At 43.6% G+C, this 24,002-nt stretch carries 20 protein-coding genes, 1 tRNA gene and 2 pseudogenes; 11 read left to right on the top strand and 12 right to left on the bottom strand.

Annotated elements, in window-relative coordinates; all coding sequences use genetic code 11:
- Nucleotides 1–18 precede the first annotated feature (18 nt).
- Nucleotides 19–846: a mechanosensitive ion channel family protein gene (locus NWQ57_RS02450; protein WP_306020408.1), complete on the bottom strand. Its 828-nt coding sequence runs from the start codon at nt 844–846 to the stop codon at nt 19–21.
- 279 nt (nt 847–1,125) lie between these two features.
- On the opposite strand from NWQ57_RS02450, the gene NWQ57_RS02445 reads away from it, so the two are divergent.
- The 3 genes from NWQ57_RS02445 to NWQ57_RS02435 all read left to right on the top strand — a co-directional run bounded on the left by NWQ57_RS02445 (nt 1,126) and on the right by NWQ57_RS02435 (nt 3,652).
- Nucleotides 1,126–1,296, top strand: coding sequence for a hypothetical protein (locus NWQ57_RS02445; protein WP_306020407.1), 171 nt, complete (start codon nt 1,126–1,128; stop codon nt 1,294–1,296).
- Between the two features lie 108 nt (nt 1,297–1,404).
- Complete coding sequence (locus NWQ57_RS02440) at nt 1,405–2,133, top strand: 16S rRNA (uracil(1498)-N(3))-methyltransferase (RefSeq protein WP_306020405.1); 729 nt, start codon at nt 1,405–1,407, stop codon at nt 2,131–2,133.
- A 70-nt stretch (nt 2,134–2,203) separates the two neighbouring features.
- Nucleotides 2,204–3,652 (top strand): sensor histidine kinase, encoded by a 1,449-nt coding sequence (locus NWQ57_RS02435; RefSeq protein ID WP_306020404.1) that lies wholly within the window; start codon nt 2,204–2,206, stop codon nt 3,650–3,652.
- Between the two features lie 65 nt (nt 3,653–3,717).
- On the opposite strand, the gene serA is transcribed toward NWQ57_RS02435, so the two are convergent.
- The 4 genes from serA to gshB all read right to left on the bottom strand — a co-directional run bounded on the left by serA (nt 3,718) and on the right by gshB (nt 7,139).
- Nucleotides 3,718–4,947 (bottom strand): phosphoglycerate dehydrogenase, encoded by a 1,230-nt coding sequence (gene serA / locus NWQ57_RS02430; RefSeq protein ID WP_306020403.1) that lies wholly within the window; start codon nt 4,945–4,947, stop codon nt 3,718–3,720.
- Between the two features lie 229 nt (nt 4,948–5,176).
- Complete coding sequence (gene ruvX / locus NWQ57_RS02425; protein ID WP_306020402.1) at nt 5,177–5,605, bottom strand: Holliday junction resolvase RuvX; 429 nt, start codon at nt 5,603–5,605, stop codon at nt 5,177–5,179.
- The gene (locus tag NWQ57_RS02420) at nt 5,605–6,162 is read right to left on the bottom strand and encodes a YqgE/AlgH family protein (protein WP_306020401.1); all 558 of its coding nucleotides are present in this window, start codon (nt 6,160–6,162) and stop codon (nt 5,605–5,607) included. Before NWQ57_RS02420 ends, ruvX begins: the two co-directional genes overlap by 1 nt.
- A gap of 5 nt (nt 6,163–6,167) precedes the next feature.
- Nucleotides 6,168–7,139: a glutathione synthase gene (gene gshB / locus NWQ57_RS02415; protein ID WP_306020400.1), complete on the bottom strand. Its 972-nt coding sequence runs from the start codon at nt 7,137–7,139 to the stop codon at nt 6,168–6,170.
- A 274-nt stretch (nt 7,140–7,413) separates the two neighbouring features.
- Between gshB and NWQ57_RS02410 the strand changes: the two genes are divergently transcribed.
- Nucleotides 7,414–8,121, top strand: coding sequence for a hypothetical protein (locus NWQ57_RS02410; RefSeq protein ID WP_306020399.1), 708 nt, complete (start codon nt 7,414–7,416; stop codon nt 8,119–8,121).
- A 66-nt stretch (nt 8,122–8,187) separates the two neighbouring features.
- Here the strand turns inward: NWQ57_RS02410 and NWQ57_RS02405 are convergent, their stop codons facing one another.
- From NWQ57_RS02405 to NWQ57_RS02395, 3 genes are all read right to left on the bottom strand, one after another.
- The gene (locus NWQ57_RS02405) at nt 8,188–8,517 is read right to left on the bottom strand and encodes a hypothetical protein (protein WP_306020398.1); all 330 of its coding nucleotides are present in this window, start codon (nt 8,515–8,517) and stop codon (nt 8,188–8,190) included.
- 108 nt (nt 8,518–8,625) lie between these two features.
- Nucleotides 8,626–9,732 (bottom strand): methanobactin export MATE transporter MbnM, encoded by a 1,107-nt coding sequence (locus NWQ57_RS02400; protein ID WP_306020397.1) that lies wholly within the window; start codon nt 9,730–9,732, stop codon nt 8,626–8,628.
- A gap of 1 nt (nt 9,733) precedes the next feature.
- Nucleotides 9,734–10,621, bottom strand: a complete 888-nt coding sequence (locus tag NWQ57_RS02395) for an MbnP family copper-binding protein (protein ID WP_306020395.1) — start codon at nt 10,619–10,621, stop codon at nt 9,734–9,736.
- Between NWQ57_RS02395 and NWQ57_RS02390 the strand changes: the two genes are divergently transcribed.
- From NWQ57_RS02390 to NWQ57_RS02365, 6 genes and pseudogenes are all read left to right on the top strand, one after another.
- A complete protein-coding gene (locus tag NWQ57_RS02390; protein WP_306020394.1) occupies nt 10,593–13,325 on the top strand; it encodes a choice-of-anchor B family protein in 2,733 nt (910 codons plus the stop codon). The genes NWQ57_RS02395 and NWQ57_RS02390 overlap by 29 nt on opposite strands.
- Nucleotides 13,326–13,379: 54 nt before the next feature.
- The gene (locus NWQ57_RS02385) at nt 13,380–14,798 is read left to right on the top strand and encodes a DUF945 family protein (RefSeq protein ID WP_306020393.1); all 1,419 of its coding nucleotides are present in this window, start codon (nt 13,380–13,382) and stop codon (nt 14,796–14,798) included.
- 204 nt (nt 14,799–15,002) lie between these two features.
- A tRNA-Ile gene (locus NWQ57_RS02380) sits at nt 15,003–15,079 on the top strand.
- 271 nt (nt 15,080–15,350) lie between these two features.
- Nucleotides 15,351–16,118: pseudogene (locus NWQ57_RS02375) on the top strand (PLP-dependent cysteine synthase family protein); the annotation flags it as partial.
- Nucleotides 16,119–16,347: 229 nt separating this feature from the next.
- Nucleotides 16,348–17,685, top strand: coding sequence for a uracil-xanthine permease family protein (locus NWQ57_RS02370; RefSeq protein WP_306020392.1), 1,338 nt, complete (start codon nt 16,348–16,350; stop codon nt 17,683–17,685).
- A 264-nt stretch (nt 17,686–17,949) separates the two neighbouring features.
- Entirely contained in the window at nt 17,950–20,487 is a 2,538-nt protein-coding gene (locus tag NWQ57_RS02365; protein ID WP_306020390.1) for a TonB-dependent siderophore receptor, read from the top strand.
- A gap of 99 nt (nt 20,488–20,586) precedes the next feature.
- Here the strand turns inward: NWQ57_RS02365 and NWQ57_RS02360 are convergent, their stop codons facing one another.
- The 4 genes from NWQ57_RS02360 to NWQ57_RS02345 all read right to left on the bottom strand — a co-directional run bounded on the left by NWQ57_RS02360 (nt 20,587) and on the right by NWQ57_RS02345 (nt 23,123).
- Nucleotides 20,587–21,231, bottom strand: a complete 645-nt coding sequence (locus tag NWQ57_RS02360) for a TetR family transcriptional regulator C-terminal domain-containing protein (protein WP_306020388.1) — start codon at nt 21,229–21,231, stop codon at nt 20,587–20,589.
- A 132-nt stretch (nt 21,232–21,363) separates the two neighbouring features.
- Entirely contained in the window at nt 21,364–21,888 is a 525-nt protein-coding gene (locus tag NWQ57_RS02355; protein WP_306020386.1) for a hypothetical protein, read from the bottom strand.
- Nucleotides 21,889–21,915: 27 nt separating this feature from the next.
- On the bottom strand, nt 21,916–22,635 hold the full coding sequence (locus NWQ57_RS02350) for an anti-sigma factor (RefSeq protein ID WP_306020385.1): 720 nt from the start codon (nt 22,633–22,635) through the stop codon (nt 21,916–21,918).
- Nucleotides 22,632–23,123 carry an RNA polymerase sigma factor gene (locus tag NWQ57_RS02345; protein ID WP_306020384.1) on the bottom strand — a complete coding sequence of 164 codons (492 nt, stop codon included), beginning with the start codon at nt 23,121–23,123 and terminating at the stop codon, nt 22,632–22,634. Before NWQ57_RS02345 ends, NWQ57_RS02350 begins: the two co-directional genes overlap by 4 nt.
- A gap of 123 nt (nt 23,124–23,246) precedes the next feature.
- Here NWQ57_RS02345 and NWQ57_RS02340 point away from each other — a divergent pair.
- Nucleotides 23,247–24,002: pseudogene (locus NWQ57_RS02340) on the top strand (protease); the annotation flags it as partial.

The following is a 24,002-nucleotide window of genomic DNA, read 5'->3' as shown; positions in this document are numbered from 1 at the left end:
ATCTGGCTTTTTTTGATCTTACGATTCGGTTTTATGTAAATGCACATCCATTTGAGGATAAGGAATGCTAATGCCTTCTTCGTCAAATCTTAATTTTACCGCTTCGGTGAAATCAAATTTAACTGCCCAGTAATCTGATGAATTAACCCAAGGGCGCACAACAAAATTAACACTGCTATCAGCTAATTCAGATACTGCAACCGTTGGCGCTGGATCTTTCAGAATACGCTCATCAGCAGCAACCATTTCCTTCAATATTTCTTTGGCTTTTCTTAAGTCACTGTCGTAACCAATGCCAACAACCATATCAACTCGACGAGTCGGTTTAGCTGAATAGTTAACAATGTTGCCACCGTAAATAGACCCATTTGGTACGATGATTTCTTTATTATCGCCCGTTGTCATCACGGTAGTAAAAATACTGATGCTTTTTACGACACCCGCTGTACCACCAGCCTCAACAAAATCACCGGCTTTAAAAGGACGGAACACCAACAACATCACACCCGCCGCAAAATTTTGTAGTGAGCCTTGTAACGACAAACCAATAGCTAAACCAGCTGCACCTAAAATAGCCACCAAAGACGTGGTATCAACGCCTAAACGATCGAGTGAAGCAACAATGACAAACAGCATTAAAATCGCATTCAATATGGCTTTAACAAAGTCGACAAGCATATTGTCGTACTTAGAACGCGCTAATACCTTGCCAAATAAGTTAACCAAAATCTTAACGATAATACGGCCAACGATATAAATGATAAGTGCCATCACGATATTGATGGACCAAGGGATAACGTAGGTGTCGACTAAACGGGATATATCTTCTGAATTAAAATCAAACATTGTGTGCTCCGATTGTGGATGTTATTTCCGATGTGTTATGTGTAGCGTGGGCATTCTAAAACATAACAAAGAGCATGTAAAAACTAGCGCGCTGTGTTTTAAGCAGCCCTTATTTTCATCATTTCGTCATCATCTGCGTTTATCATCCTTTCGCTGTTACATTACGGCGCGCCAATCAGTTTTACCTTGATTAAAATCATTTTTGAGATCTCAAGAATGTTGGTGCTATACTGCGGCTTCCGTAAAATCGGAGGCTTAATATTTTTAAAGGAATTGAAAATGTTGCTACTATATTTTTTAGTTTTTTCTATCGTAATACTGTTGGCTTTTTCATTATCGAAAGAAACGGGCAAAAACACCAAGCATGCGCGAAAAGGAGCTAACGCCATAGCTAATAAGTCGCAAGCTAATGTTCAATTACGCACCACCACTGTGATAGAAATCAACTAGTCTTATCTGTAATCCCGTTAAGTTGGAACCCTTAACGGGATTATTTTCTTTAACCCCTCCCCCTTTTATTGTTACCATTTACGCTCTTTTCAGCTTAGATCCCTCTTAATGCGAATTTCACGAATTTTTCATCCCGACCTGTTAAGTGTCGACGAACACGTTACCCTTGGCGATGACGCCACTAACCACTTAGCCAATGTACTCAGGGCTAAAGTCGGTCAGCCTCTCATTCTATTTAATGGTGACGGGGCAGAATACAGTGCTCACGTTGTCGATATCACCAAACGAAAAGTCATAGTGTGTATCGATACCAAATTGTCTTTGTCTGTTGAGTCTCCCCTTAAACTTCATTTAGGACAGGGGATTTCTCGTGGCGATCGGATGGACTGGGTCATCCAAAAAGCCGTTGAATTAGGCGTAAGTGAAATCAGCCCTCTCATCACTGAACGATGTGGGGTAAAACTTAGCGCCGAGAGATGGCTAAAAAAACATGAACAATGGCAAAAGTTAATTATTTCGGCCTGCGAACAATGTGGCAGAAATACCTTACCTACATTACATACGCCTATCGATTTTCATCAGTGGATTAGTCAATCTACAGAGCAACTACGCTTAACCCTACATCCCCGTGCTGAAAGTACTTTTCGCCATATTCGACTGCCCGTTTCTGGGGTAAGACTACTCATTGGTCCAGAAGGTGGTTTTTCTGATCAAGAAATTTACCAAACCGAACAGTCTGGCTTTCATACTATTCAAATGGGTCCAAGAGTATTACGCACTGAAACGGCAGCAATTGCCGCCATTGCTGCACTACAAGCGATTCATGGCGACTTATAGATATTGCAAACTTTACATATGAAACAAATCTGTTAACGTAATAAAACATGTATAACAATAACAAGAAAACATGCACTCGTTACAATTAGTTAGCAGTAATTTAAACACTAAAATTAGCACCGCCAGCCAACGTTTTTTAGACCATGCACGTGTGTCAGCGATGGAAGAAATTCTCAATGGTGGCTTACTTGATCAGGGCATCACGAAGATTGCCCTGTGTCTTGAAAAAATTACTGAAGCCAGTCTTTGCCAAGTTATTCTACACACCGGCCAACACCAACGTTTTCGAGCAATTGGCGCAACATCGGGACTTTATACAGATTTTATTAAAAGCTGTATCAAAGACTATTACGCACAAAACCACCTTGAAGATGATGAGCTTACTCTTAAAAAGTCCTTACTAATTGATGGTGACTTGTCGCAATCTGCCGCCTGGTTCGGTCTGTTAGAAAGCGCTGAAAAACACGACATTCATGCAAGTTGTACACTTCCTGTGGTTAATTCTGTAGGGATGACGATTGCCTTAATCAGTGTGTTCTTTAATAAAAAAACGGTGCCAAGCAGTGAAAAACTCGCCGTATTACAACAAGGTGCACGTACGGTTGCTGCCCTCCTTACCCATGCTAAAAGTAAGACGCTGGAGCTTCGTAAACACGTTAATTTGCATGAACAATTAGAAACCCGGCAAATTGCGTTAGACGAATCAAATACCTTGGTAAAAAAAGCCCTAGCTCAGCGTACTGAAGTGCAAAGCCAATTAATCGAATTAGAGAGTATGGCGGCGCTCGGCACCATGATGTCGAGTTTAACCCATGAGGTAAATACCCCACTTGGTGTTGCATTAACCGCCTCAACATACCTAAGTGATATGCAAAAAGTCGTGCAGCATAAACTGAGCAACGACAATTTAAAAAAATCTGAACTGACTGACTATTTTCATGATGCCGCTGAAGCGTCTGAAATTATTGCACGAAATTTAAGCCGTGCTGATATCTTAATAAAAACCTTTAAACAGTTATCTTTAGATCAACACAGTCAAGATATTCGCTCATTCAATATTTGTGATTATGTCAGTGAGGTATTGCTGTCGCTTAAACCGCGCCTCAAGTCAAGGCCTCATAAATTTTGTTTAGATATTCCCACAGACTTAAAAATAACCAGTAATGCGGGCGCGATTAGTCAGTTGCTGATTAATTTAATTCTCAATTCAGTCCAACATGCCTTTCCGTTAGGAATGACAGGCCACATCAACATAAAAGTACGCCTCTTCACAACCGATTCACAAGAGCCAAAAATTCAGCTCGACTACACTGACAACGGTATTGGAATGAGTGAAGCTACTATTGAGAACATTTACAAACCCTTTTTTACCTTGGCTCGAGATTCCGGCGGTACGGGCTTAGGCATGCACATCTGCAACAATATTGTAATGAAAGTGCTCAGAGGAAATATCGACTGCAAATCCTCGTTGGGGAAAGGGGTGCACTTCTGTATCCAGTTCCCCTTACAAAACGAATAAAAGCTAAAAATTAAAAAGCCCCAAGTAGGGCTTACTCTACTGGGGGCTTTTTTGTCACTGATGACCTAGTGAAGAATTCGGGTCTTTAAGGTACCTTCAATCAAAGTCAATTGCTCAAAGGCTTCTGCAGCATCATCTGTTTCAACGTCAATAACCACATAACCAATATTGCCTTTGGTTTGTAGATATTGGGCAGCAATGTTAATACCCTTTTCTGCAAACGCTTGGTTGATTTTAGTCAACACACCAGGGGTATTGTGGTGAATATGCAGTAATCGAGAACGGTTGGTGTGCGATGGTAAAGACACCTCTGGAAAGTTGACGGCTGATAAGGTCGAGCCATTATCGCTGTATTTCGCTAACTTACCCGCAACTTCAATACCGATATTTTGCTGTGCTTCTTGAGTACTCCCGCCCACGTGCGGGGTCAATATTACATTATCAAAAGCGGTTAAAGGCGACTCAAAAAGGTCGTCATTTGACTTAGGCTCAACAGGAAATACATCAATCGCCGCACCAGACAGTTTGTTTGCATTTAAGGCATCAACTAAGGCGTCAATATCGATGACCGTGCCACGAGCAGCGTTCATAATGATCGCGCCGTCTTTCATCATGGCAAATTCTTTTGCGCCAATCATATTTTGCGTTTGTTCGGTTTCGGGTACATGCAAACTGATGACATCAGATGTTTTAAGTAACTGCTTTAAGGTTTTTACCTGAGTTGAATTACCTAATACTAATTTATCTTCGATATCAAAAAACTGCACGCGCATACCAAGATGCTCAGCCAAAATACTTAATTGGGTACCGATATGACCATAACCAATAATACCTAAGGTTTTGCCCCGCGCTTCAAAAGAGCCATTCGCAGATTTATCCCAAATTCCTTTATGTGCTTTTGCATTTTTCGCTGGTACACCACGCAACAACAGGATCATTTGGCCTAAAGCCAACTCAGCCACCGAGCGAGTATTTGAGAACGGTGCATTAAATACCGGAATACCCCGTTTTTGCGCAGCCTCAAGATCGACTTGATTAGTACCGATACAGAAACACCCCACCGCCACTAATTTGTTAGCCGCCTCAAACACCTTTTCAGACAAATGTGTACGAGAACGAATACCAATAAAGTGCACATCCTTAATCTTTTCGATTAACTCATCTTCAGGTAGCGAGGTTTTCAAATACTCAATGTTTTCATAACCGTTGGACTTTAGTGTATCCAAGGTACTTTGATGTAAACCTTCAAGTAATAAGATCTTAATTTTATCTTTTGGCAGTGACACTTTGCTCATTAGGGTTTCCGCATTACGATTGAGTGAAAATAAATTCAGACATCTGGACGTCTATTTGAGGAGAAAATAGCAGAATTCTGACTAATTAGAAAGAGAGTTACCTAGAAAAGGCACAAATAATCTCAGATTTTTAGTTATGGTTTATAAGGTATTGCCGTTCACGAAGCGGCCTCATATTATAAACGGGCAAAGCAATCCATTTGCAACAACAATACCCAAGACTCAAACGCTAAAACTGCGCCTCAAACCAGCTTTCAAAAATCAAACAGGCTGACACGCTGTCGACTTTTTGTTTGTCTAATTTTTTATAGCCCCCTAGTTCAAAAAGTCGCGCTTTGGCATCCACAGTGGTTAAACGCTCATCACTGGTTTCGACCGGCACGCGAAATTTAGCATTCAGCCGGTTAGCAAATTTCTTGGCTGCAAACGTCACGTGTTGGTTTGTGCCATCCATATTTAAGGGTAAGCCCACTACCACCAAGTGTGGCATCCACTCGGCAAATACTTGCGCTAATGTGTCCCAATTGGGAATACCATCGACGGCTTTTAAGGCGTTTAAAGGTGAAGCCGTGCCGGTCACCTCTTGGCCTACTGCCACACCAATACTTTTAGTGCCAAAATCAAAAATCAATACGGTTCTTTGCCCCAACCTAGCCACTACGCATGCCCAACATCAGGACCAAGCTGCCAAATATCAATGCCCAGCTTTTGCACCGCCGCTTCCCATTTTTTGTGAATAGGCACATCAAATAATAGGGCTAAGTCAGCTTCAATAGTCAGCCAAGAATTGGTTTGCAATTCTTCCTCAAGTTGTCCGGCAGACCATCCCGCATAACCCAATGTTACTATCGACTTATCTGGTCCACTGTGGTTTCCTAACGAGCCAAGTATGTCTTTGGATGTGGTCACCATCAGTTCATCGGTAAGTGCTAAACTTGAGCTCCAGCCCGCTTGGGTTGTATGTAAAATAAATCCCCTTTCTTGGCTAACCGGACCACCAGAGAGCACAATGACATTGGCTTTTTCTTCAAGCACAATGGCATCTTCATCGGTTTGGGCAATTAATTCTTTGAGCGTCATACCAATGGGCTGATTGAGCACTAGGCCCATTGTGCCTTTATCATTGTGTTCACATATATACGTTACCGTACGTGAAAAATACGGATCGCCCATAGTCGGCATCGCAATTAATAGGTGGTTTTGCAAACTCTGCATAGAGCTTAATGGCTCCCTTTAAAACGGCCGTTGGCTAAGCGCACTTCGATCGCATCAAATAACATACCAGTGATACTGATATCGTAAGCGGCTTCGATTTCTCGTACACAGGTTGGGCTAGTGACATTTATTTCAGTAATACGATCTCCAATCACATCGAGTCCAACAAAAATAAGGCCTTTTTCAACGAGCAAAGGCGCAATGGTTTCAGCGATTTTTTTATCTGACTCAGACAAAGGTTGTGGCCTGCCTGTGCCACCTGCGGCAAGGTTACCGCGGTTTTCACCTTTCGTAGGTAAACGGGCTAAGGCATAAGGTACAACCTGACCGTCAACAATCAAAATACGTTTATCGCCGTCTTTTATTTCCGGTAAATAACGTTGAAACATGGCGTAACGCGTGCCAAGTTCAGTCAGGGTTTCGATGATAACACCTAGGTTATTACCGTCTTCTTTCACTCTAAAAATAGAGGTGCCGCCCATACCATCTAGTGGTTTGCAGATAATATCTTGATGGGTTTGATGAAATTCTCTAATCAGTTTGGCACTGCGGGTCACTAAGGTGTCTGGAATAAGCTCAGGAAACCAAGAGGTAAAGAGTTTCTCATTAAAATCCCGTAAACTTTGCGCTTTGTTCACCACTAAAGTGCCGCATTGTTCTGCTAATTCGAACATCTGTGTTGCGTATAAAAACTCACCGTCAAACGGCGGATCTTTACGCATCAAAATCACGTCTAGCTCACCTAAAGATTGGGTTTTGCTACCAGTAAACTCGTACCAGTTTTGCGCATCGTATTGCACTGACAAGCTGCGCATCGTCGCCATTGGTTTGCCATTAAGCAAATACAGATCACCCATTTCCATATAAAAGATCTCATAACCTCTCGCTTGAGCCGCCAGTAACATAGCAAAGCTAGTATCTTTTTTGATATTGATGCTTGCAATGGGATCCATCACAATACCGAGTTTAATAGTCAATTTGAATCCTTACTATGTGGTAAAACAGGTGAGTACAGTTGCCAAGGTTTGATGCATTATAACCCTTAGGCTCATAATCTAGCGACGAAAGTTATAAATTCAAGGTGCTGGGCCAAATATCTCACTTTAAAATGGGTTTAAAAATAAAGGTTTATGCCAGTTTTTTGTGATCGTGAGTTGTGCGACTCAAGCCACTATAACGCAAATATAAGCGAGTTGGGTGACGTAAGAAAAGCTGGTGAGGTATGGTTTATCCGACATAATTTGGCATAATATGCGAACGTCACAAGGAGGCGATGCTTTGCCCATACAAACCGATTTAGTCGCTGACTTTGACTTCAAACCTTACCAGCAACTCGAGCAGCTAATTCAACCAGGCGACGTGATTGCGTTTGGTGGCAACAGTTTATTTTCTCGCTGGGCAAAGTTAACCACTCGCTCGGTTGTCACCCATCTAGCCCTTGTTTTAGACACTAAAACGCCTTACGGCAATCCGCAAAGCCCCGTTCATCAGATCATCGAATCAACGTGTTATGGCGGCAACTCTGGGGTAATGATCAATCGCCTATGCGAACGCATAGCCACATACGATGGCAGCGTATGGTGGTTACCTCTTAGTGAAGCAAGCCGTAACACCTTTGAGCTCAACAAAGCAGAATGTATAAACTTTTTGCGTTCGCAATTATATAAACCTTACGACATCAACCAACTATTTGGCTCCACTGTTGATGCCACCGACACTCTGCCTTTTTTCAGATATTTAAGTTATAACGTCGAAGATTTTTCACAGTGGTTTTGTTCAGAACTGGTTGCGGCAGCCTTGGGAATAGGTAAGTTAATTCATAATATTAATGCGTCTGAGTGCACGCCTATCGATATTTGTCAGTTAGCGATATTTCACCCACGATATACGCAAATTCGCGGTCCCAAAACCGCAATTTCAGGGTTTAACACTATCTTACCCGCCAATTTTATGGTCTGAATGTTGTCTACCGCCACAAAAAAGCCCTGATAAACAGGGCCAGCAAAACCGTGTGCGTTACTCGATTTAAAATGCGTTTTCTTGGTGAATTTTGATAAATAAGGAAGTGCCGTGTTTGCTGTAATCAACCTTGTACTCTTTGCCGTTAATAGTCTGAATAAACAATAACGTTTTTTCTTCACCAAAAATTTCTTGGCTGGTGACATCAACCAATTCCATTTCTTTCATTTTTGCATCGCGTTTGTTATCAGGAATTTCTCCTGTGTATTCTTTAATCGCTTTATGGGTTACGAGAACAGCAGGTTGATCTTCACCGTTAGTTACCAATAAATCTAGTTTTCTGATCTTATGTATTAGGGTATTGCGGCCACTCACCAAAAAAGGCTTTTCGTTCATCTTATTCTCCATACTGCGCAAGGGCGCTAAATATAGTTAGTCTGCATTTGTTAAGAAGATATCAAAGTTTTTTCTGCCTTGCACTTTATTGTTGCGAAGGTACGCGGCTTATTCTAACTTGCGATCCTTACCCTGATTTTCAGTGCTCAAAAATGCGTCATCACTTAGACTAGCCAAAAATGCCAACAAATCCTGTTTTTCTTCAGCTTGCAAAGTAAACCCCTGAATAAAAGGGCTTTTTAATGGGTTATTAATACCGGCTGCACGTCCACCAGCGGCATAAAAATCGATAACGTCAGCCAAAGTAGCCAAACTGCCATCATGCATATACGGCGCGCTATACTGTACGTTTCTTAAGGTAGGCGCACGAAAACGCCCCATATCCTGCGCCTTATGTGTCACTTCATACAAACCTTGGTCATGCAAGGGAAAAGCGCCAACGCCATCTTCATTATATAAACCGGTATTGTGAAACGGCCGCAAATCTAAGCGCTGGTTTTCATGCTGACTTGATTGGGTAAAGTTAAAACCACCGTGGCAATGAAAACATTCTAAACGCTCTGAAAAAAACAGTTCCATACCCCGTAGCGCCGATTCACTCATGGCATCATCTTGAGCGAGATAAGCATAGCGATCGAAAGGCGAATTCAAACTCACCAAACTGCGTACGTAACTGGCTAAGGCAAAAACAATACGCTCAAAATTGGCTTCAGACTCATCAAAGGCTTGCTCAAATAAAGGTCGATACCTCGCATTATTAAAACGGTTAAGCACCTCTTTTTCATGGCCAGTAATCCCAAGTTCCACAGGATCTTCAGCAAACATGGGTATCAAAATCTGTTGCTCAATAGTATTTATACCAGAATGCGCCCACGTTAAATTACTGTTATAAGCAATATTAACCAGCGCTTGCGAATTGCGTCTCAGCACCTGTTGCGTTGCACCCATTGCAAACTGACTATTTTGTGCAAACGCAAATTCAGGTTGATGGCAAGAAGCACACGACACCGATTGGTTAAACGACAAATTAACATCAAAAAATAGTGCACGGCCTAGCGCAACTTTGGCTTCACTCATCGGATTGTCGGCAGGTACGATGGGTTCGGGAAATCCTATTGGTATTGGCCACTTATAAGGATCAGGTGCAGGTTTACACGCCACTATAGCGGCAATGGCCACTACAAAACCAATATATTTCACGCTTCTACTAAGCATATTATTGCCATTCAAAAACCTGATTATCAGCCATGTTTTTCATGATTTGCACGCAGCTTTCTTGATCAGGTTGCATCAAGCATGCTGTTTTGTTGTTAAGTGCAACACCGCTCAATAAGCGGTCTAAATGTAAGATCAATGTCTCACCTTGCTGCTGTTTAGGCAAATCAAAGGTCAGGCGGTTAGGTTGCCCACATTGCATGGTAGGTGCTCGCATTGCAGAATCGGCATAACATTCAGTGCTGCCAAGATGAAAAACCCAGCTTTGCTCGTCACCCAACATATCAAGGCGCATAAATTTATGCCCGGCCCGCCACGACCAAAACATTGACGGAATATTCAGCGGCGATGCTTGGCTAAGTGGATTAAGGTGATTCAGTTCAAAGGGGATACCGAGGGTAAATTGCAATTGCATGACCTCGGAAAAATCAATAGGCTCAGCAAGTTGTAAGCTTGCATGATAAGCAGAGATAAGCGGGCCGCTTTGTTCTGTTTGACTTGCTTGTTCCGCACAATCGGTATATTGCAGTAAAGCCACATCATTGCTTTGCCAGTCGTTAGTGGTGAGAGGCAAGGCCTGTTGCACCCCATTTTGGCTAACATTCAGCTCACTGATAAAAAACGCGAGTTGATTGATGCGCCAGTTTTGCTCATCCAAGCTTACTATTTGCTCGCACCTTATGGGAGCTTGTTGAAAAAACACCTCTACTTTAATCTCGCTCAGCGCGGGCTTGTCTTGCAACTTGCTACAGGCGCTGGACAGTAAAATAAAAACTAACACCAAAGTATTTTGCATAGCTTGGTGTAAAAATCGACATCTTGTTGTTAATCTATCGTTAATCATCTTTTGGGTAATAACTGTGATAATACGTTTATGCAAAAGCGGCATGATGCTGCTTACCTTGGTGCTCAGTCAAGGGATTCACGCACATGCAGAGCACGATAAAGCCAGATTTGTTGCCAATAATGGGCTTGACGAAGGTTTATGCAATAACCGATTTAGACCCTGTAAAACAGTTACTTACGCAGCGCAGCATGCCGCCAAAGGTGACAAAATATTAGTAGCACAGGGCCAATACCACATCACCTCTGCCGAAGACTTACTGTATCTAAGCGGTCAAGTTACTCCCGTTTTAGCCGGTTTCGACCAGGTTGATCAGTATCAAAATCAAAATCCAGACACTTTTGTTACCAGTATCAGTGGCGTGCCTGCTGAATATGCAGAGCAACTCAGCCAGCAAGGCTTTCATGTCATTCGCGACAGCAAATCCTTACCGCAAATCAGTTTAATGGCCAAAAACAGTGCTTTTAGCCCGCTTAGTGTCATGCAAAAAAGCCAAGGAGCACAAAGCTGCACGGCCGGGCAAGCGAGTGGTTTTGCGTGTGAAAACATTTCGTTGTTGTCTCATGTAGCATTGGCCGACTTTCCTTCATCGCCACAGTCTGCCAATGATATTTGGGGTCATGTTGATTTAAATAACGGTAAAGAATACGCGTTAATTGGCCTAAGCAACGCCATTAGCGTGGTGGATGTAAGCCAACCTGAAAGCCCAGTAATTGTAGGAAGTATTAGCGGGCAAGCCACTACGTGGCGAGATATCAAAGTATGGCAATATTTTGATGTCACGGAAAATCGCTGGAAAGCCTACGCCTATGCCAGTGCTGACAATGTCAGTGAAGGTCTTACCATTATTAATTTATCGAACCTGCCCCAGAGTATCAGTGTAGCCAGCCGCCAAACCCTCGATGCCTCAGCGCACAACGTATATATCAGCAACGTGGATTACGGTTTAAACATTGCCCACAACACTAGCCAGCCATTACTGCACGTGACGGGTTCTAATCGCTCAAACGGGGCATTTCGCTCATATAGCCTACTTAATCCAGAGTCACCTAGTTTGCAGTATCAGTTGCCTAATGCGAGCCGTAGTGACTACACCCATGACGCCTCATCACTGTTGATTACCGATAGCCGTTCGCAAAGCGATTGTGTTAATGCCACTGCATTAGGCTGCCAGGTGCTACTTGATTTTAACGAAACCAGCTTACGAATTTGGGATCACAGCAATGCCAATCAAGCGACAGAGCTTAGCAACACCACCTATCCTTTAGCCGAGTACACCCACTCTGGTTGGTGGACCGAAGACAAACAATACGTCATTGTCCACGACGAGCTTGACGAACAGCGCCATGGCATCAACACCACCTTAAACATATTTGAAATTAGTGATCTAACGGCCCCTACTCTTGTCGGCACATGGACAGGCCCCACTCGCGCCATTGATCACAATGGTTTTGTGCGTGGTAACCGCTATTTTATGTCAAATTACGAGCGTGGTTTAACCGTGCTCGACATCACTCAAGCCGCAAGTCCACAGCAAATTGGCTATTTTGATACCTATCCGGTGTCTGACAATGGAGCATTTAACGGTGCATGGGGTGTTTACCCATTTTTGCCCAGCGGCAACATCCTTGTCAGTGATATCAACAGTGGCTTATTTGTTTTACAAGACAATACCTTGGCAGCAAATAGCGCCAGTGTGGCCTTTAGCCAAGGCGTTCTAGAGATTAATGAAGGTGATACCGCACAAATTTCGGTCACTAAAAGTGGGACTAATAGCGGTACGGTCGCTTATGAAGTACTCAGTGGGTCTGCCGAAAGCAGTGATTACGACATCACTCAAGGCGAGCTAAGCTGGCCAGCCAATGACAACACGCCACAAAACATGTCGATTAGCATCAATACCGATTCGCTCGCAGAGCCCAACGAAGTCTTTTTTGTACGCCTCATTAACCCAACTAATGGCATTGCCCTTGGCAATCCCAATATATTGCAGCTTAAAATTACCGGCCTGAGTCAAACAGGCACCATCAGCTTTGCCCAAAGTACCTTGCAAGTAAAAGAAACCGACGGCGAATTTGAGGTAATCGTTGAACGCATTGGCGGCAGTGAAGAACAAATAAATATTGAATACCGTGTGCAATCCGGCTCGGCCATGGTTGGGCAAGATATCGCCGACTCTCAAGGGACTTTAACTTGGCAAGCCGGTGATAGCAGCAATCGCACCTTTCCAATTAGCGTGCTAAACGATACGCAATCTGAGCCTGACGAGTCATTTACGATTATACTGCACGCCCCTGAAGCACGCTTTTTAGGCCAACAAACAAGCTTAGCCGTTACTATATTTGATGACGAATCCAATCAAGCACCACAAGCTGACGCCGGTGAAAATTTTCAGGTTAATACTCGCCAATCAAGCCAGTTAAACGGCACAGGCAATGATCCTGAAGCGCGTACCTTACGTTTTGCGTGGCAGCAAACTGCGGGCACGAGCGTTACTTTAAATAATGCTAATACCGCACAAGCCTCGTTTACCGCGCCAGCAGTGGCCGGCACATTAACGTTTAGCCTCACCGTAAGCGACGATTTTGGCCTAAACGCCACCGACAGTGTGCAGGTCAACGTAGTGAGTACCAACAGCACTACACCAACAGGAGGAAGTGGCGGCAGCCTAGTTGCTTTACTCTGCCTAGCTATGCTAATTTTGCCCGCCCGTTTACGCCGTAAACTGTATATTAATCAACCCACTTAATACGACTCACCCAGTTTTATTATTCTAACTAAAAAAATATAGGGAAATACTCTTATGCAAAACTTCCTAAAAGGCGCCATTGCGGTAGCCGTTATCGCTGGTGTGGCTGCCGCCCCCAAATTGATCGGCTTATCAGTAGTCGAAAACTTAAATGCACACATCGCACAAATCAATGAAATTCCCAGTTATCAAGCCAGTATCAAAGAAGTTCATTCCACTTGGTTTACTACCACAGCGGTTATTGATGTAGCGCTGAGCGTGCCGGAATTAGACGCCGAGATGCAAGAGGCCCTCACCTTTCAACTTGACTTCAGTGCCCAACATGGCCCGATTTTAATGGGTGAACAAATTGGTATTGGCCGCGAGGCTTGGAGTATCAGTTATCAAGGTGACAGTTTACGAGAAAAACTCGACTTTGCCGCTGAACAAGCACTTTATCGTTTTAATGCCAAAACCAGCCTATTAGGCGCAACGTCTATCAGCGACCGTGTTTTGCCATTCAACGTGACCATCAAAGAATTTCAAGAAATCTCGATGCGTTTTAGCGGCTATCAAGGCAGCGGCGAAATACAGGGTAAACATATAAATTATCTGGCTAACATCGAAAAAATGAGCATCGACGGCGACGGTAAACATGCCTCCATTGACAATATTCAATTCGATACCAGCATTGACGCAACACTAGACCAAATCTTCTCGGGTGAGGTGTACGACTCAATCGTCAAAGTTAGCATTGCCGCGATGAACTTTAAAGATGAACAAGATGCCACCATGACCAGCAATGTCACCAATACCGTCATAACGGCAGAAAGTGATGCAGATCAAGCCAATAAGCTCTTCCATATTTTATCGTCATACTCAGTCGAAAGTTACCAAGTCATGGGCTCAGAAGGTCAAAACCTACATCTTAATATTGATATGAATAACATCAGCACAGACTTTTTAAAAGCCTACCAAAACCAAATGCAAGAAGTCATGCAAAACCCACAAAGCGATCCCGCCGCCACTCAAGAACAGCTATTGGCGTTTATGGATGAGAACTTATTGGACTTACTTATTGCATCACCCGAACTCAATATCGCACAACTGAGTGGCACCATTGACCAAGGTAATTTTAGCGCTCAACTGTTTACCAAATTAGTCAATATCACCGCCCTACCCGACAACATGCTCGACACCGCATATTGGTTAAGCCACATTCAAGCCAGTACCAACATTGAGCTTGAGCAAAACATTGCTGAGATGGTGGCCAAGTTAGTGCTGAAGTCGCAGTTACAAGGCAACCCACAAATGGCCCAAGCAACGCCAGAAGAATTAGACGAAATAGCCATGCAACAAGCCCCAATGATTTTGCAAAATTTAGCACAACAAGGGCTACTGCAAACAACGGCAAACGGCTATAAACTCGTGGCAGAATTAAAAGACAGCCAAGCCACTTTAAACGGTAACCCAATTCCATTACCTATCCCATAAGCAGGTAATGGGCACAAAAAAAGGTCGCAAATAAAACCTGCGACCTTTTTTACCTTACAACAAGCGCACAAAAATCAAGCAAACAGTCAGTCATTCACATGCAAACTAATGACAAGCCCCATAAAACTGCTTATACTGCGCACCGTTTTGTTGCCACCGCTACGTTTTGCATAGTCACGGTATCAAACAATCTGCACAAAAAATGGCCCCATAGCTCAGTTGGTTAGAGCATCCGACTCATAATCGGCAGGTCCCCTGTTCAAGTCAGGGTGGGGCCACCATTTTTAAAGGCTTTCAGCCATAGTAATTACCAACCCAATTTTCTCGTGCTACACATGTGCTACAAAAATATGTGGTATTTCAGCCCGAACAAAATTTTAAACGCTTATTTTAGATCCTCGAATAAATTCATTTATTTTTCTTATTTCATAAATAATCACCCAAAAAAACTGTATTGTTTTAGCCGAATGACAGTTTCTCTTTTTTAGAAATCAACAACAAACATCTCTAAACTGCGTGTGCGGCAGCTAACTGTGACGGCTTAACACCTCAAGTACCGCCGCCGAAAAAATCAAACAGATCGAATTTTATGGTGGTGAATGTCATAAGATTGAGCCTAAAGATATCTATGCCAAAGCCCAGCAATTGGCCGATGAATTAAACGGCCATTATATGGATCAGTTTACCTATGCTGAGCGTGCTACCGATTGGCGTGGCAATAACAACATAGCTGAAAGTATTTTTGCGCAAATGGCGTTAGAACCTCATCCTATTCCACGTTGGATAGTGGTAAGTGCAGGCACCGGGGGCACCTCTGCCACTATTGGTCGCTATTTACGTTATAACCCCGAACTGCATTTAAATACCCAACTGGCGGTAGTTGACCCCGACAACTCGGTATTTTTTAATTATTATCAACAGCGCGACCACACACTGACCAGTGTAAAGGGCTCGCGTATCGAAGGGATTGGCCGTCCTCGGGTAGAACCTTCGTTTTTGCCAGACGTGGTTGATCATATGATTCAGGTACCAGATGCCGCCTCGATCGCCACTATGCGTTGGTTAGAAAAAATCCTTGGGCGCAAATGTGGCGGCTCTACCGGCACCAATGTTTATGGAGCCCTGACTTTAATTGCCCAAATGATAGAAAACCAGCAACAAGGCAGTGTGGTCAGTATGATCTGTGATTCTGGCGAACGTTATTTAAATAGCTATTACAACGATGACTGGGTAGTGCAACAACAACTGGATCTTGCTCCTTACACTCGCCAGCTAGAAAATTTCATGGCCACTGGCACGTTATCTCACGCTTCTTTCTAGCCACTCCACCAACTCGATAGTCCCCGCCAACAGAATCTGACTGTTTGGTCAGATTCTTGCATTCTACCCTCAGGCCGTTAACAAAACCTGTGCTTATAAATTGGTTTTACGCAGCCTGACAGGCTGGCCAGTTGACCCTTAATATGCTCAGTAACGTCATTAATACCAAGCTCAATAACTAATAAAAAATCAGAATTGCTGGTAAGCAGTCTATAAAAAGGAAAAATGAATGAAAGCAAACTCGGATATTCTGTTTGCGTTGGATGAAATCCCCACTGTAAAGCAAAGTATTACTGCCGCCATGCAACATATTCTGGCCTGTTTTGTGGGTATTATTACACCCACATTAATCATCGGCGCAGCCTTAGGTTTGCAATCTGAAGTGCCATATTTGATCAGCATGGCGTTGTTTGTTTCTGGGGTTTCAACTTTTATTCAGGCCAAAACCTTTGGACCGCTTGGCTGTGGTCTGATTGCCGTGCAAGGCACTAGTTTTGCGTTTGTCAGTGCGTTATTGGTGGCCGGATTTGCAGTAAAAGCTAAAGGAGGCAGCAAAGAAGAAATCCTGGCGACAATTTGTGGGATCTGTTTTGTTGGGGCGTTTATCGAAATTATCGTCAGTCAGTTTATCGACAAAGTTAAACGAATAATTACCCCCTTAACTACGGGCATTGTGATTACCACTATTGGCATCAGCTTGATTAAAGTAGGCATTACTGATCTGGCCGGCGGTTTTGGCAGCGAGGATTTTGGTGATATGCCAAACCTGATGTTAGGTTTGTTTGTACTGGTGTTGATTATCGCGATGAACGTATCTGCTAATCCTTGGGTAAGGTTATCAGCGATTATGATTGGCATGGTGGCCGGCTCCATTTTAGCCTACGCATTAGGTGTATTGTCATTCACCAATGTACTCAGCCAACCTCTTTTCAGTTTGCCTTTGCCGTTTAAATACGGATTTAACTTTGATATAGACATATTCTTACCCGTTGCCCTTATCTATTTTTTAACGGCTTTGGAAACCTCTGGCGACATCACCGCGAACTGCCTGTTTTGTCGGCTGCCAATCAAAGGTGATAGCTACTTTAAACGCATCAAAGGCGGGATCCTCGCAGACGGTTTTAATTCTGCAATGGCGGCGGTTTTCAATACCTTTCCCAATACCACTTTTGGACAAAATAATGCGGTGATCCAGATGACCGGTGTAGCAAGTCGCCACGTAGGCTACTATATTGCGGGGATCTTGGTGATTTTGGGGCTTTTTCCCATAGTAGGTGGTGTCCTGCAAGCGATCCCTAAACCTGTGTTAGGGGGAGCAACACTGGTGATGTTTGCAACCATCGCTGTCGCGGGTATAAAAATCCTTGCCAGTGAGCCCATCGACCGCCGAAAATCATTGATCATTGCCACCTCACTTGGCGCTGGACTAGGTATTTTGATGGTTCCGGAGGCCGTGCAGTCCCTTCCCAATTTATTAAAAAACATTTTATCTTCGGCTGTCACAACCGCCGGATTTACCGCAATCGTCATGAGCCTGTTGATACCAGACAAAGCTAAAGAAGACTAAACCAGCATCGTTATTTTAGATAAGTTCTGCGCCATTCAAGGTGAGTGCCATGCACTCACTTTGGGTGCAAGTCCTCACCATTTTGAAGCAACATCCCCACTAAGAAGCGAAATATTCTCATTTTTCTGACCAATTAGTCAGAAAAATGGGATTGGCATAACTATTGCCTTTGCTTGTCTGATTATTCTTAATCGTACTGATAAACACCAGGAAACATAACTCCAAATTATAAAAGCCAGCTACTGCAAAAGGACAAAAAAACACATGAAACGCTTTAAATATAATCCACTTTATTTAGCTACACTATCTGTCATAGCAGTTGCATCAATGTCTTCCAGCTTTGCCCAAGACAGCATTGAAACCATTTCAATTACCGGAGTAAAAGACCAAAACTCAATTATGCCGGCTGAATCTGGCAGCGCGTTTGGTTTTGACAAATCCCTGTTAGAAACCCCCAGATCTGTCACAGAAGTCAGTTCAGATTTAATTGAAGCTTATGGTTTACGTAGCGTTGATGATTTAGTACGCATCACCCCAGGAGCCTTTACCAGTTCATTTTTTGGTATTCAGGGTGCCATGGATATTCGTGGTGAATCGGCCGACAACTATTTCCGTGGATTCCGCCGCATAGCCAACCCCGGTGCATTTAAAACCAACATTCGTGGTGCCAGAAAATTAGAAGTGATGCGCGGTCCGGTCAGTCCCTTATACGGTACCGGCAGTGTGGGTGGACAACTCAATTATTCGCCCAAATCAGCCAAATCTGATGCCACTAAATACATTGACAGTACTACTGGTAAACTGGAACTAACCTTAGGCACCTACAACCAGAAAATTCTGGCTGGCGAAGTGGGTACACCATTTACCATTGGCGACAAACGCGGTGGTATTTATGTTTTTGCTGAAGTAGAAGATTCAGAGTCTTTCTATGACAACTACTATCCGTCTAATGAGATGCTGCAAGTTGCATTGGATTATGACCTTAGTGAAAACACCACCATGGAAGTAGGTTTTCAATATCAGACTTCTGATTCCATTCAGGTGCCTGGCTGGAACAGGGTTACCCAGGACTTAATCGATAACGGTACTTATATTACCGGTTCACCCGTGGTCAAAAACTCAGATAACCCCATTGGTGCGGACCGTTTACTGCCTCAGGAGTCTGGTTTTATAACCTCTGCCGCCCCTTATTTCATTAACTCATCTTTCTCTGGCGTGGGTACATTTTGTAGCCCAGGTACAGCTGACAACAATAATTACCAATATAACGGTATGTTGTTATCCTGCCCCGGTGTACCAAATGGTATCGAAAACCACTATTCTTTAACTAACCCCGGTACCACTCAAATCGACCACAGCACCACTTTTATTGACGATATCGACTTTGCCGACTCTACTGCCTTCACCGCTTATTTAGACTTCACCACGTATTTAAGTGGCGATATGACCTGGAAAAATCAGTTTTACTACGATTACATGGATCACACCAAATTCCAAAGTTGGGGATTTACCGCAGACTATCCTGGCGCAAAAGCCATGGAGTTTCGCTCTAGTCTGATGTTTGACTCTAAGGCCGGTGATGTTGACATTCAACACATTGTGGGTGTCAGTCTGCGTAAAGAAGATATTGATTATAACCACGCCTATTACGATGAAACCTTCGACTTCAGAGACATTTCGGTTGGACCAACACCCAATGACCGTATCGATTGGGCAGTCGCGGATCCTTATGAGAATGCCACTATCTTGTACGATGCCGATGGCAACCCGACCGGTATTGACGGTACCGTGCGCCGTAATTATAACGAAGAGCAAGTATCAACTGTGCTTGATACTGGCTTATTTTACTTAGCTGATATCACCCTCGACAAACTGAGTGTATTGCTGGGTTTACGTTATGATTATTACGATGTTGAATCAGAAGATCAGGCGGTGTCACTATTGGGTATTCCTTTTGGCGATGGATTAGTACACAGCGACAAAAAAGGGGTGGCGAGTTACAACCTCAGTTTTTCATACAAACTGGAATCAGGCTTCGTACCTTACATCACCTATGCTAAATCTAACTCCCTAAGCACTAACCAGGTCGGTGGTATCATTCCTAGCAGCGTCGATAATTCAGAATATATAGCTGATTCGAAATTGACCGAACTAGGTCTTAAATATACCAGCGACGATGAAGCCATTTATGCGGCAGTCGCAGTATATGATCAGGAAAAAACCGACAGGATCGGTCAAACCTCGGCTCTCGTCGCCGTATACAGTAAAGGTGTAGAATTTGAAGCCCGTGCGTTGTTGAATGAAAACTTCTCTTTAACCGCCACTGCAACTCACATCGAAACCACTGAAATCAGTGATGGTGCCTTAGCAGTTATCAACGGCGCTGAATTTGCCACGCAAAACGGTCTGTTACCTTATCAGGTGTATGGCGGTCGTATTGCAGGTAACCGCTCTACCTTTGTGGGTACTGGTGTTGAATTGGATCGTGGTGGATTGCCGGATAACTCTGTCAGTATGTATTTGAACTATGTTAATCCTCTGGAAAACGGCATGATCACCAGCAGTGTGGGTTTTGGCTGGGCTGATGAAACTTATACGGATGTAATGGAAACCATTTTGCTGCCAAGTTATATGGTATGGACGGCTTCTGCGGGTTATGTCACCGACAACTACGAAGTATTACTGTCAGTGAACAACTTGTTTGATGAAGAATATTATACTTCTGCAGACTTGTTTGATTCGGTGGTGGTTAAACCGTCGGAAGGACGCACAGCGTCAATTATGTTTAGCTATAAGTTCTAAAACTGCATAGTGAAATCGGAGATACATTCTCCGGTTTCACTGTTTTTTGTTCGTTCACTTTTCACACTTTCGCGCCACATCTTTTATGACCATTTTGCTTTAACGATATTTAAGCGGCACTTCAAGATCACAGCCTTTCAGGACAATGTGAATTAGATTTTTAGTGGCCTCGGCAAAATCCGCTTTATCCATAGTCTTATTAGTAAGCTGTTGAATTTGAGCAGAAAAATCTGCGTAGTGTTGGCAACCTGCCCAAATGGTAAACAACAGGTGATAAGGTGATATCACGCTAATTTTGTTCATTGCTACCCACTGTTCAATCACTTTTACCCGGCCTTCAACCCAATCAAAATGACTCTTGCGGAATTTTTTGTCCAGATTCAGGCCACCGTTAATAATTTCCAGGGCAAAGATTTTTGATAAGTCTGGTCTGATGCGCGACACTTCAATTTTTTCAGTAATATAAGCTGCCAGCGCTTCTGCCGGATCGTTATCACTGGTGGCACGGTCGAAACTGGAATTCCACAAGGTTAATATTTGTCTCAACACCGCCATATATAAATCGTTTTTGGTTTTGAAGTAATACAGCACATTGGTTTTTGGCAAACCCGCGCAATCCCCCACACTTTGAATGGTGGTGCCCTTGAAACCAGACTTGGCGAACTCCTTTTCCGCCGCCAGCAGGATTTTTTTGTAATTATCCTTTCTGATGGCTCCATCTTTTTTATCGATTTTTTTTGTCATTATTCAACAAGATAACTTGGCAACCTAATTTACAATGGCGTTATTCTGAAGCATATTTGCCCGTAATACCACTCGACATTCTTTAAACCTATATTACGGTATTTGCTGCGTAAAATAAGTGGCTCAAGACCATCACGATTGGGTGACGGTCGCTAAATTTTCTAATAAATCCGATGCACTGTAACTGTTTTCATCAGGTCGCATGCCCTTACCCAATCTGACTTCTAAAATACTTTGCACCTCTTTACGCTGACGATTGTTACTCAGTTCCACATCCATTGAGTTAACCGGACCATAACTGGTTTGACAGCCCAACAGTCCACATTTTTGATGGTATTCCTGACGATGCGCCACACCTAATGCAAACTGCGGTTCAACACTCTGACGGTCAACAAAAGTTTCACGGCTAGTCACTACAAACCAGTCATATCCTTGTAGTTGAGTAATTTCTGCCGCCCGGTACAGAGCCATATTGGTCACATTCATCACGTCTTCTGACGTTGATTTGTATTGTACCCGATAGCGGTCTTCGCTGACTTTAATATCGCTGTAACCGTTGCCGCCTTTAGCTGCCTGACGATAAGCGGGGTTGCTGGCACAAGCGCCAAGCAAAACCGCCAAACTTATGATGACTATATGTTTAATTAGTTTATTCATTACTATTACCTCTTTTACAGTTGATTATTACGGTTTTTGGGCGACCCAAGACTGAGCAATAGCCTGGCGCTCCTGTTGTTGATTTAACGCTTGTCCGACGATTAATTGGTCGATCACTGAGTCAAGTAAGGCATTGTGTGACGCCGTTTTGTATTCACCATTTTGCAAAGAAGCGTCATGATAAGTGCTGGCCGATAGCTGCCAACCATCAGCGCCATAACAAGCGATACTGTCATTCTGCAGCGTCTGCATCTGCACCCTGTACTGGCGGCAATACTGCCCTGCGTGACTGACAAAACTAAGTCTTGGTGTCATGTTGATACCCTCAGACAGCTCAACCATTTCACCACTTCCTGCATGATCCAGTACGTTGGCAAGAGCTGTGTTTAAGTGTGGTTGTGGCAGCAGTTGGCTATCCTCTGAGGTTTGCCCCAATATCAAACCAAAACACAAAGCCACGCCTGCGGCTAAGGCGGTATGCTGGCTAAACTGCTGCTGACATTTTTGCCACAGCGACAGCTGCACAACCTTATTGTCTGTTGCAAGTAACTGTTTGATGGCTTGCGGAACTGGCTGCTGGTCGATTTGACGGGCATGGTCGACCACCCACTCATTTACTTCAGCTAATTCTGCTAAACGTAAGGCCAAAGAATCGTCATCGGCAACCAGATCTCTGATGGCCTGCATTTCTGCTTCAGGTAATTCTGCATCTAAAAATGCGGATAATTGTTGGTCTGTAACTTTCATGCAACCAATCCTCCTTGTTGCCCTTTTATCAGGGTGATTAACGATGTCCTTGCTCTGGATAAACGGCTCATAACCGTACCAAGGGGAATATCTAAAGACTCTGACACTTCTTTATACGAAAAGCCCTGCACGGCCACCAAAGCCAATATTGAGCGTTGGTCATCTGGTAAGGCTTGCATCGCAGCATTGACCTGATTTAGAGTATTTTTCTGATCTATTTGGGCACTGCTATCCATACTTTGTTCTTCCTGAAGTTCAGGATCTTGTGCTGCCACCAGTCTGACTTTCCTGGCCCGATATTCATCTATCCAGATATTGCGGCACACTCTAAAGGCCCACTTGGCTAATTCCACCTCATCAGGCAGTCCTTTACTCAGAATTTTTTCAATGGTCGATTGCACCAGATCATCTGCGTCAGCCATAGAGCCCGTCAATGAATAAGCAAAACGGCGCAGCATGGGCAATAATTTTAATAACTGTTGTTGCATATTTATCTCCTCTTTAACAGGAAGACGAAGTACTCAAAATTTTATTCCATTATTTTGGAATTTTTTTCGGGTTCTGCACGTTTTCATGTTAAAGATACCAACAATTCAGGTTTTGAGGTCAATATGAAAGGAAAATTAACGGCGCTGGTTTTGCCCGTCCTAGCGACCAAATTCGCTTTTGCGCAGCTTCCTATTGTCAATTCCACCCTCAATCAGGTGGGAGAAATCCAACAGTCAATACAGAAAAAGCTTGTTGAGCCGTTACCGGCGCGACTTGCCAAAATTGAGCCTTTTGCCTTAAGCCAATTGCCGTCTATCGCCGAAGTAATCACCGAACCACTGAATGCTTTACCCAGTAGACTCAGCATACCGGCATTAAATAATGCAGTTGAGGTACAACTTGACGACGGCTGGCGGGCAATCGAACGGCAATGGGTTATGCTGGCAGATAATCAATCAATAGACATTCTGCAACAACATGGCGCGTCTTTACTGAGCCAGCAGCCCTACCCGGCACTGGATGTAGTGTTGTTGCGTTTCACTGTACCAGCCAGCCTAGACTCGAAGGCCGCTTTAACGCAGATCCTAGGGGATGACCAAGTCGCCACACTGGATCGTAATCACGTCTATGCCAGTCAGACTGTCGATGAAACAGCCAATCCGCAATCTTCATCTGGTCCGACAAAATTTCCTCCAAAAAAATTGCCCATGTGTGAAGATTCATTGCGCATAGGCATGCTTGATACTGCTATTCAAACCGACCATCCAGCCTTTGCCAATACAACCATTGTTACCCATAGTTTTGTCGAAAATAATAGCCAAGAACCGCAATTACATGGCACTGCCATAGCGGGTTTGCTGGTCGGGCAAGGTCATGCG

Source organism: Paraglaciecola sp. (assembly GCF_030730205.1).
GTDB lineage: Bacteria > Pseudomonadota > Gammaproteobacteria > Enterobacterales > Alteromonadaceae > Paraglaciecola.
The sequence above is the reverse complement of the archived record's forward strand: the minus strand, read 5'-3'. Positions and strand labels throughout refer to the sequence as shown.

Coding starts and splice junctions, on each gene's coding strand:
- NWQ57_RS02450 (WP_306020408.1), bottom strand. CDS start 846: ATGTTTGATTTTAATTCAGAAGATATATCCCGTTTAGTCGACACCTAC.
- NWQ57_RS02445 (WP_306020407.1), top strand. CDS start 1,126: ATGTTGCTACTATATTTTTTAGTTTTTTCTATCGTAATACTGTTGGCT.
- NWQ57_RS02440 (WP_306020405.1), top strand. CDS start 1,405: ATGCGAATTTCACGAATTTTTCATCCCGACCTGTTAAGTGTCGACGAA.
- NWQ57_RS02435 (WP_306020404.1), top strand. CDS start 2,204: ATGCACTCGTTACAATTAGTTAGCAGTAATTTAAACACTAAAATTAGC.
- serA (WP_306020403.1), bottom strand. CDS start 4,947: ATGAGCAAAGTGTCACTGCCAAAAGATAAAATTAAGATCTTATTACTT.
- NWQ57_RS02420 (WP_306020401.1), bottom strand. CDS start 6,162: ATGCAGAGTTTGCAAAACCACCTATTAATTGCGATGCCGACTATGGGC.
- NWQ57_RS02410 (WP_306020399.1), top strand. CDS start 7,414: ATGCGAACGTCACAAGGAGGCGATGCTTTGCCCATACAAACCGATTTA.
- NWQ57_RS02405 (WP_306020398.1), bottom strand. CDS start 8,517: ATGAACGAAAAGCCTTTTTTGGTGAGTGGCCGCAATACCCTAATACAT.
- NWQ57_RS02400 (WP_306020397.1), bottom strand. CDS start 9,732: ATGCTTAGTAGAAGCGTGAAATATATTGGTTTTGTAGTGGCCATTGCC.
- NWQ57_RS02395 (WP_306020395.1), bottom strand. CDS start 10,621: ATGCCGCTTTTGCATAAACGTATTATCACAGTTATTACCCAAAAGATG.
- NWQ57_RS02385 (WP_306020393.1), top strand. CDS start 13,380: ATGCAAAACTTCCTAAAAGGCGCCATTGCGGTAGCCGTTATCGCTGGT.
- NWQ57_RS02370 (WP_306020392.1), top strand. CDS start 16,348: ATGAAAGCAAACTCGGATATTCTGTTTGCGTTGGATGAAATCCCCACT.
- NWQ57_RS02365 (WP_306020390.1), top strand. CDS start 17,950: ATGAAACGCTTTAAATATAATCCACTTTATTTAGCTACACTATCTGTC.
- NWQ57_RS02360 (WP_306020388.1), bottom strand. CDS start 21,231: ATGACAAAAAAAATCGATAAAAAAGATGGAGCCATCAGAAAGGATAAT.
- NWQ57_RS02355 (WP_306020386.1), bottom strand. CDS start 21,888: ATGAATAAACTAATTAAACATATAGTCATCATAAGTTTGGCGGTTTTG.
- NWQ57_RS02350 (WP_306020385.1), bottom strand. CDS start 22,635: ATGAAAGTTACAGACCAACAATTATCCGCATTTTTAGATGCAGAATTA.
- NWQ57_RS02345 (WP_306020384.1), bottom strand. CDS start 23,123: ATGCAACAACAGTTATTAAAATTATTGCCCATGCTGCGCCGTTTTGCT.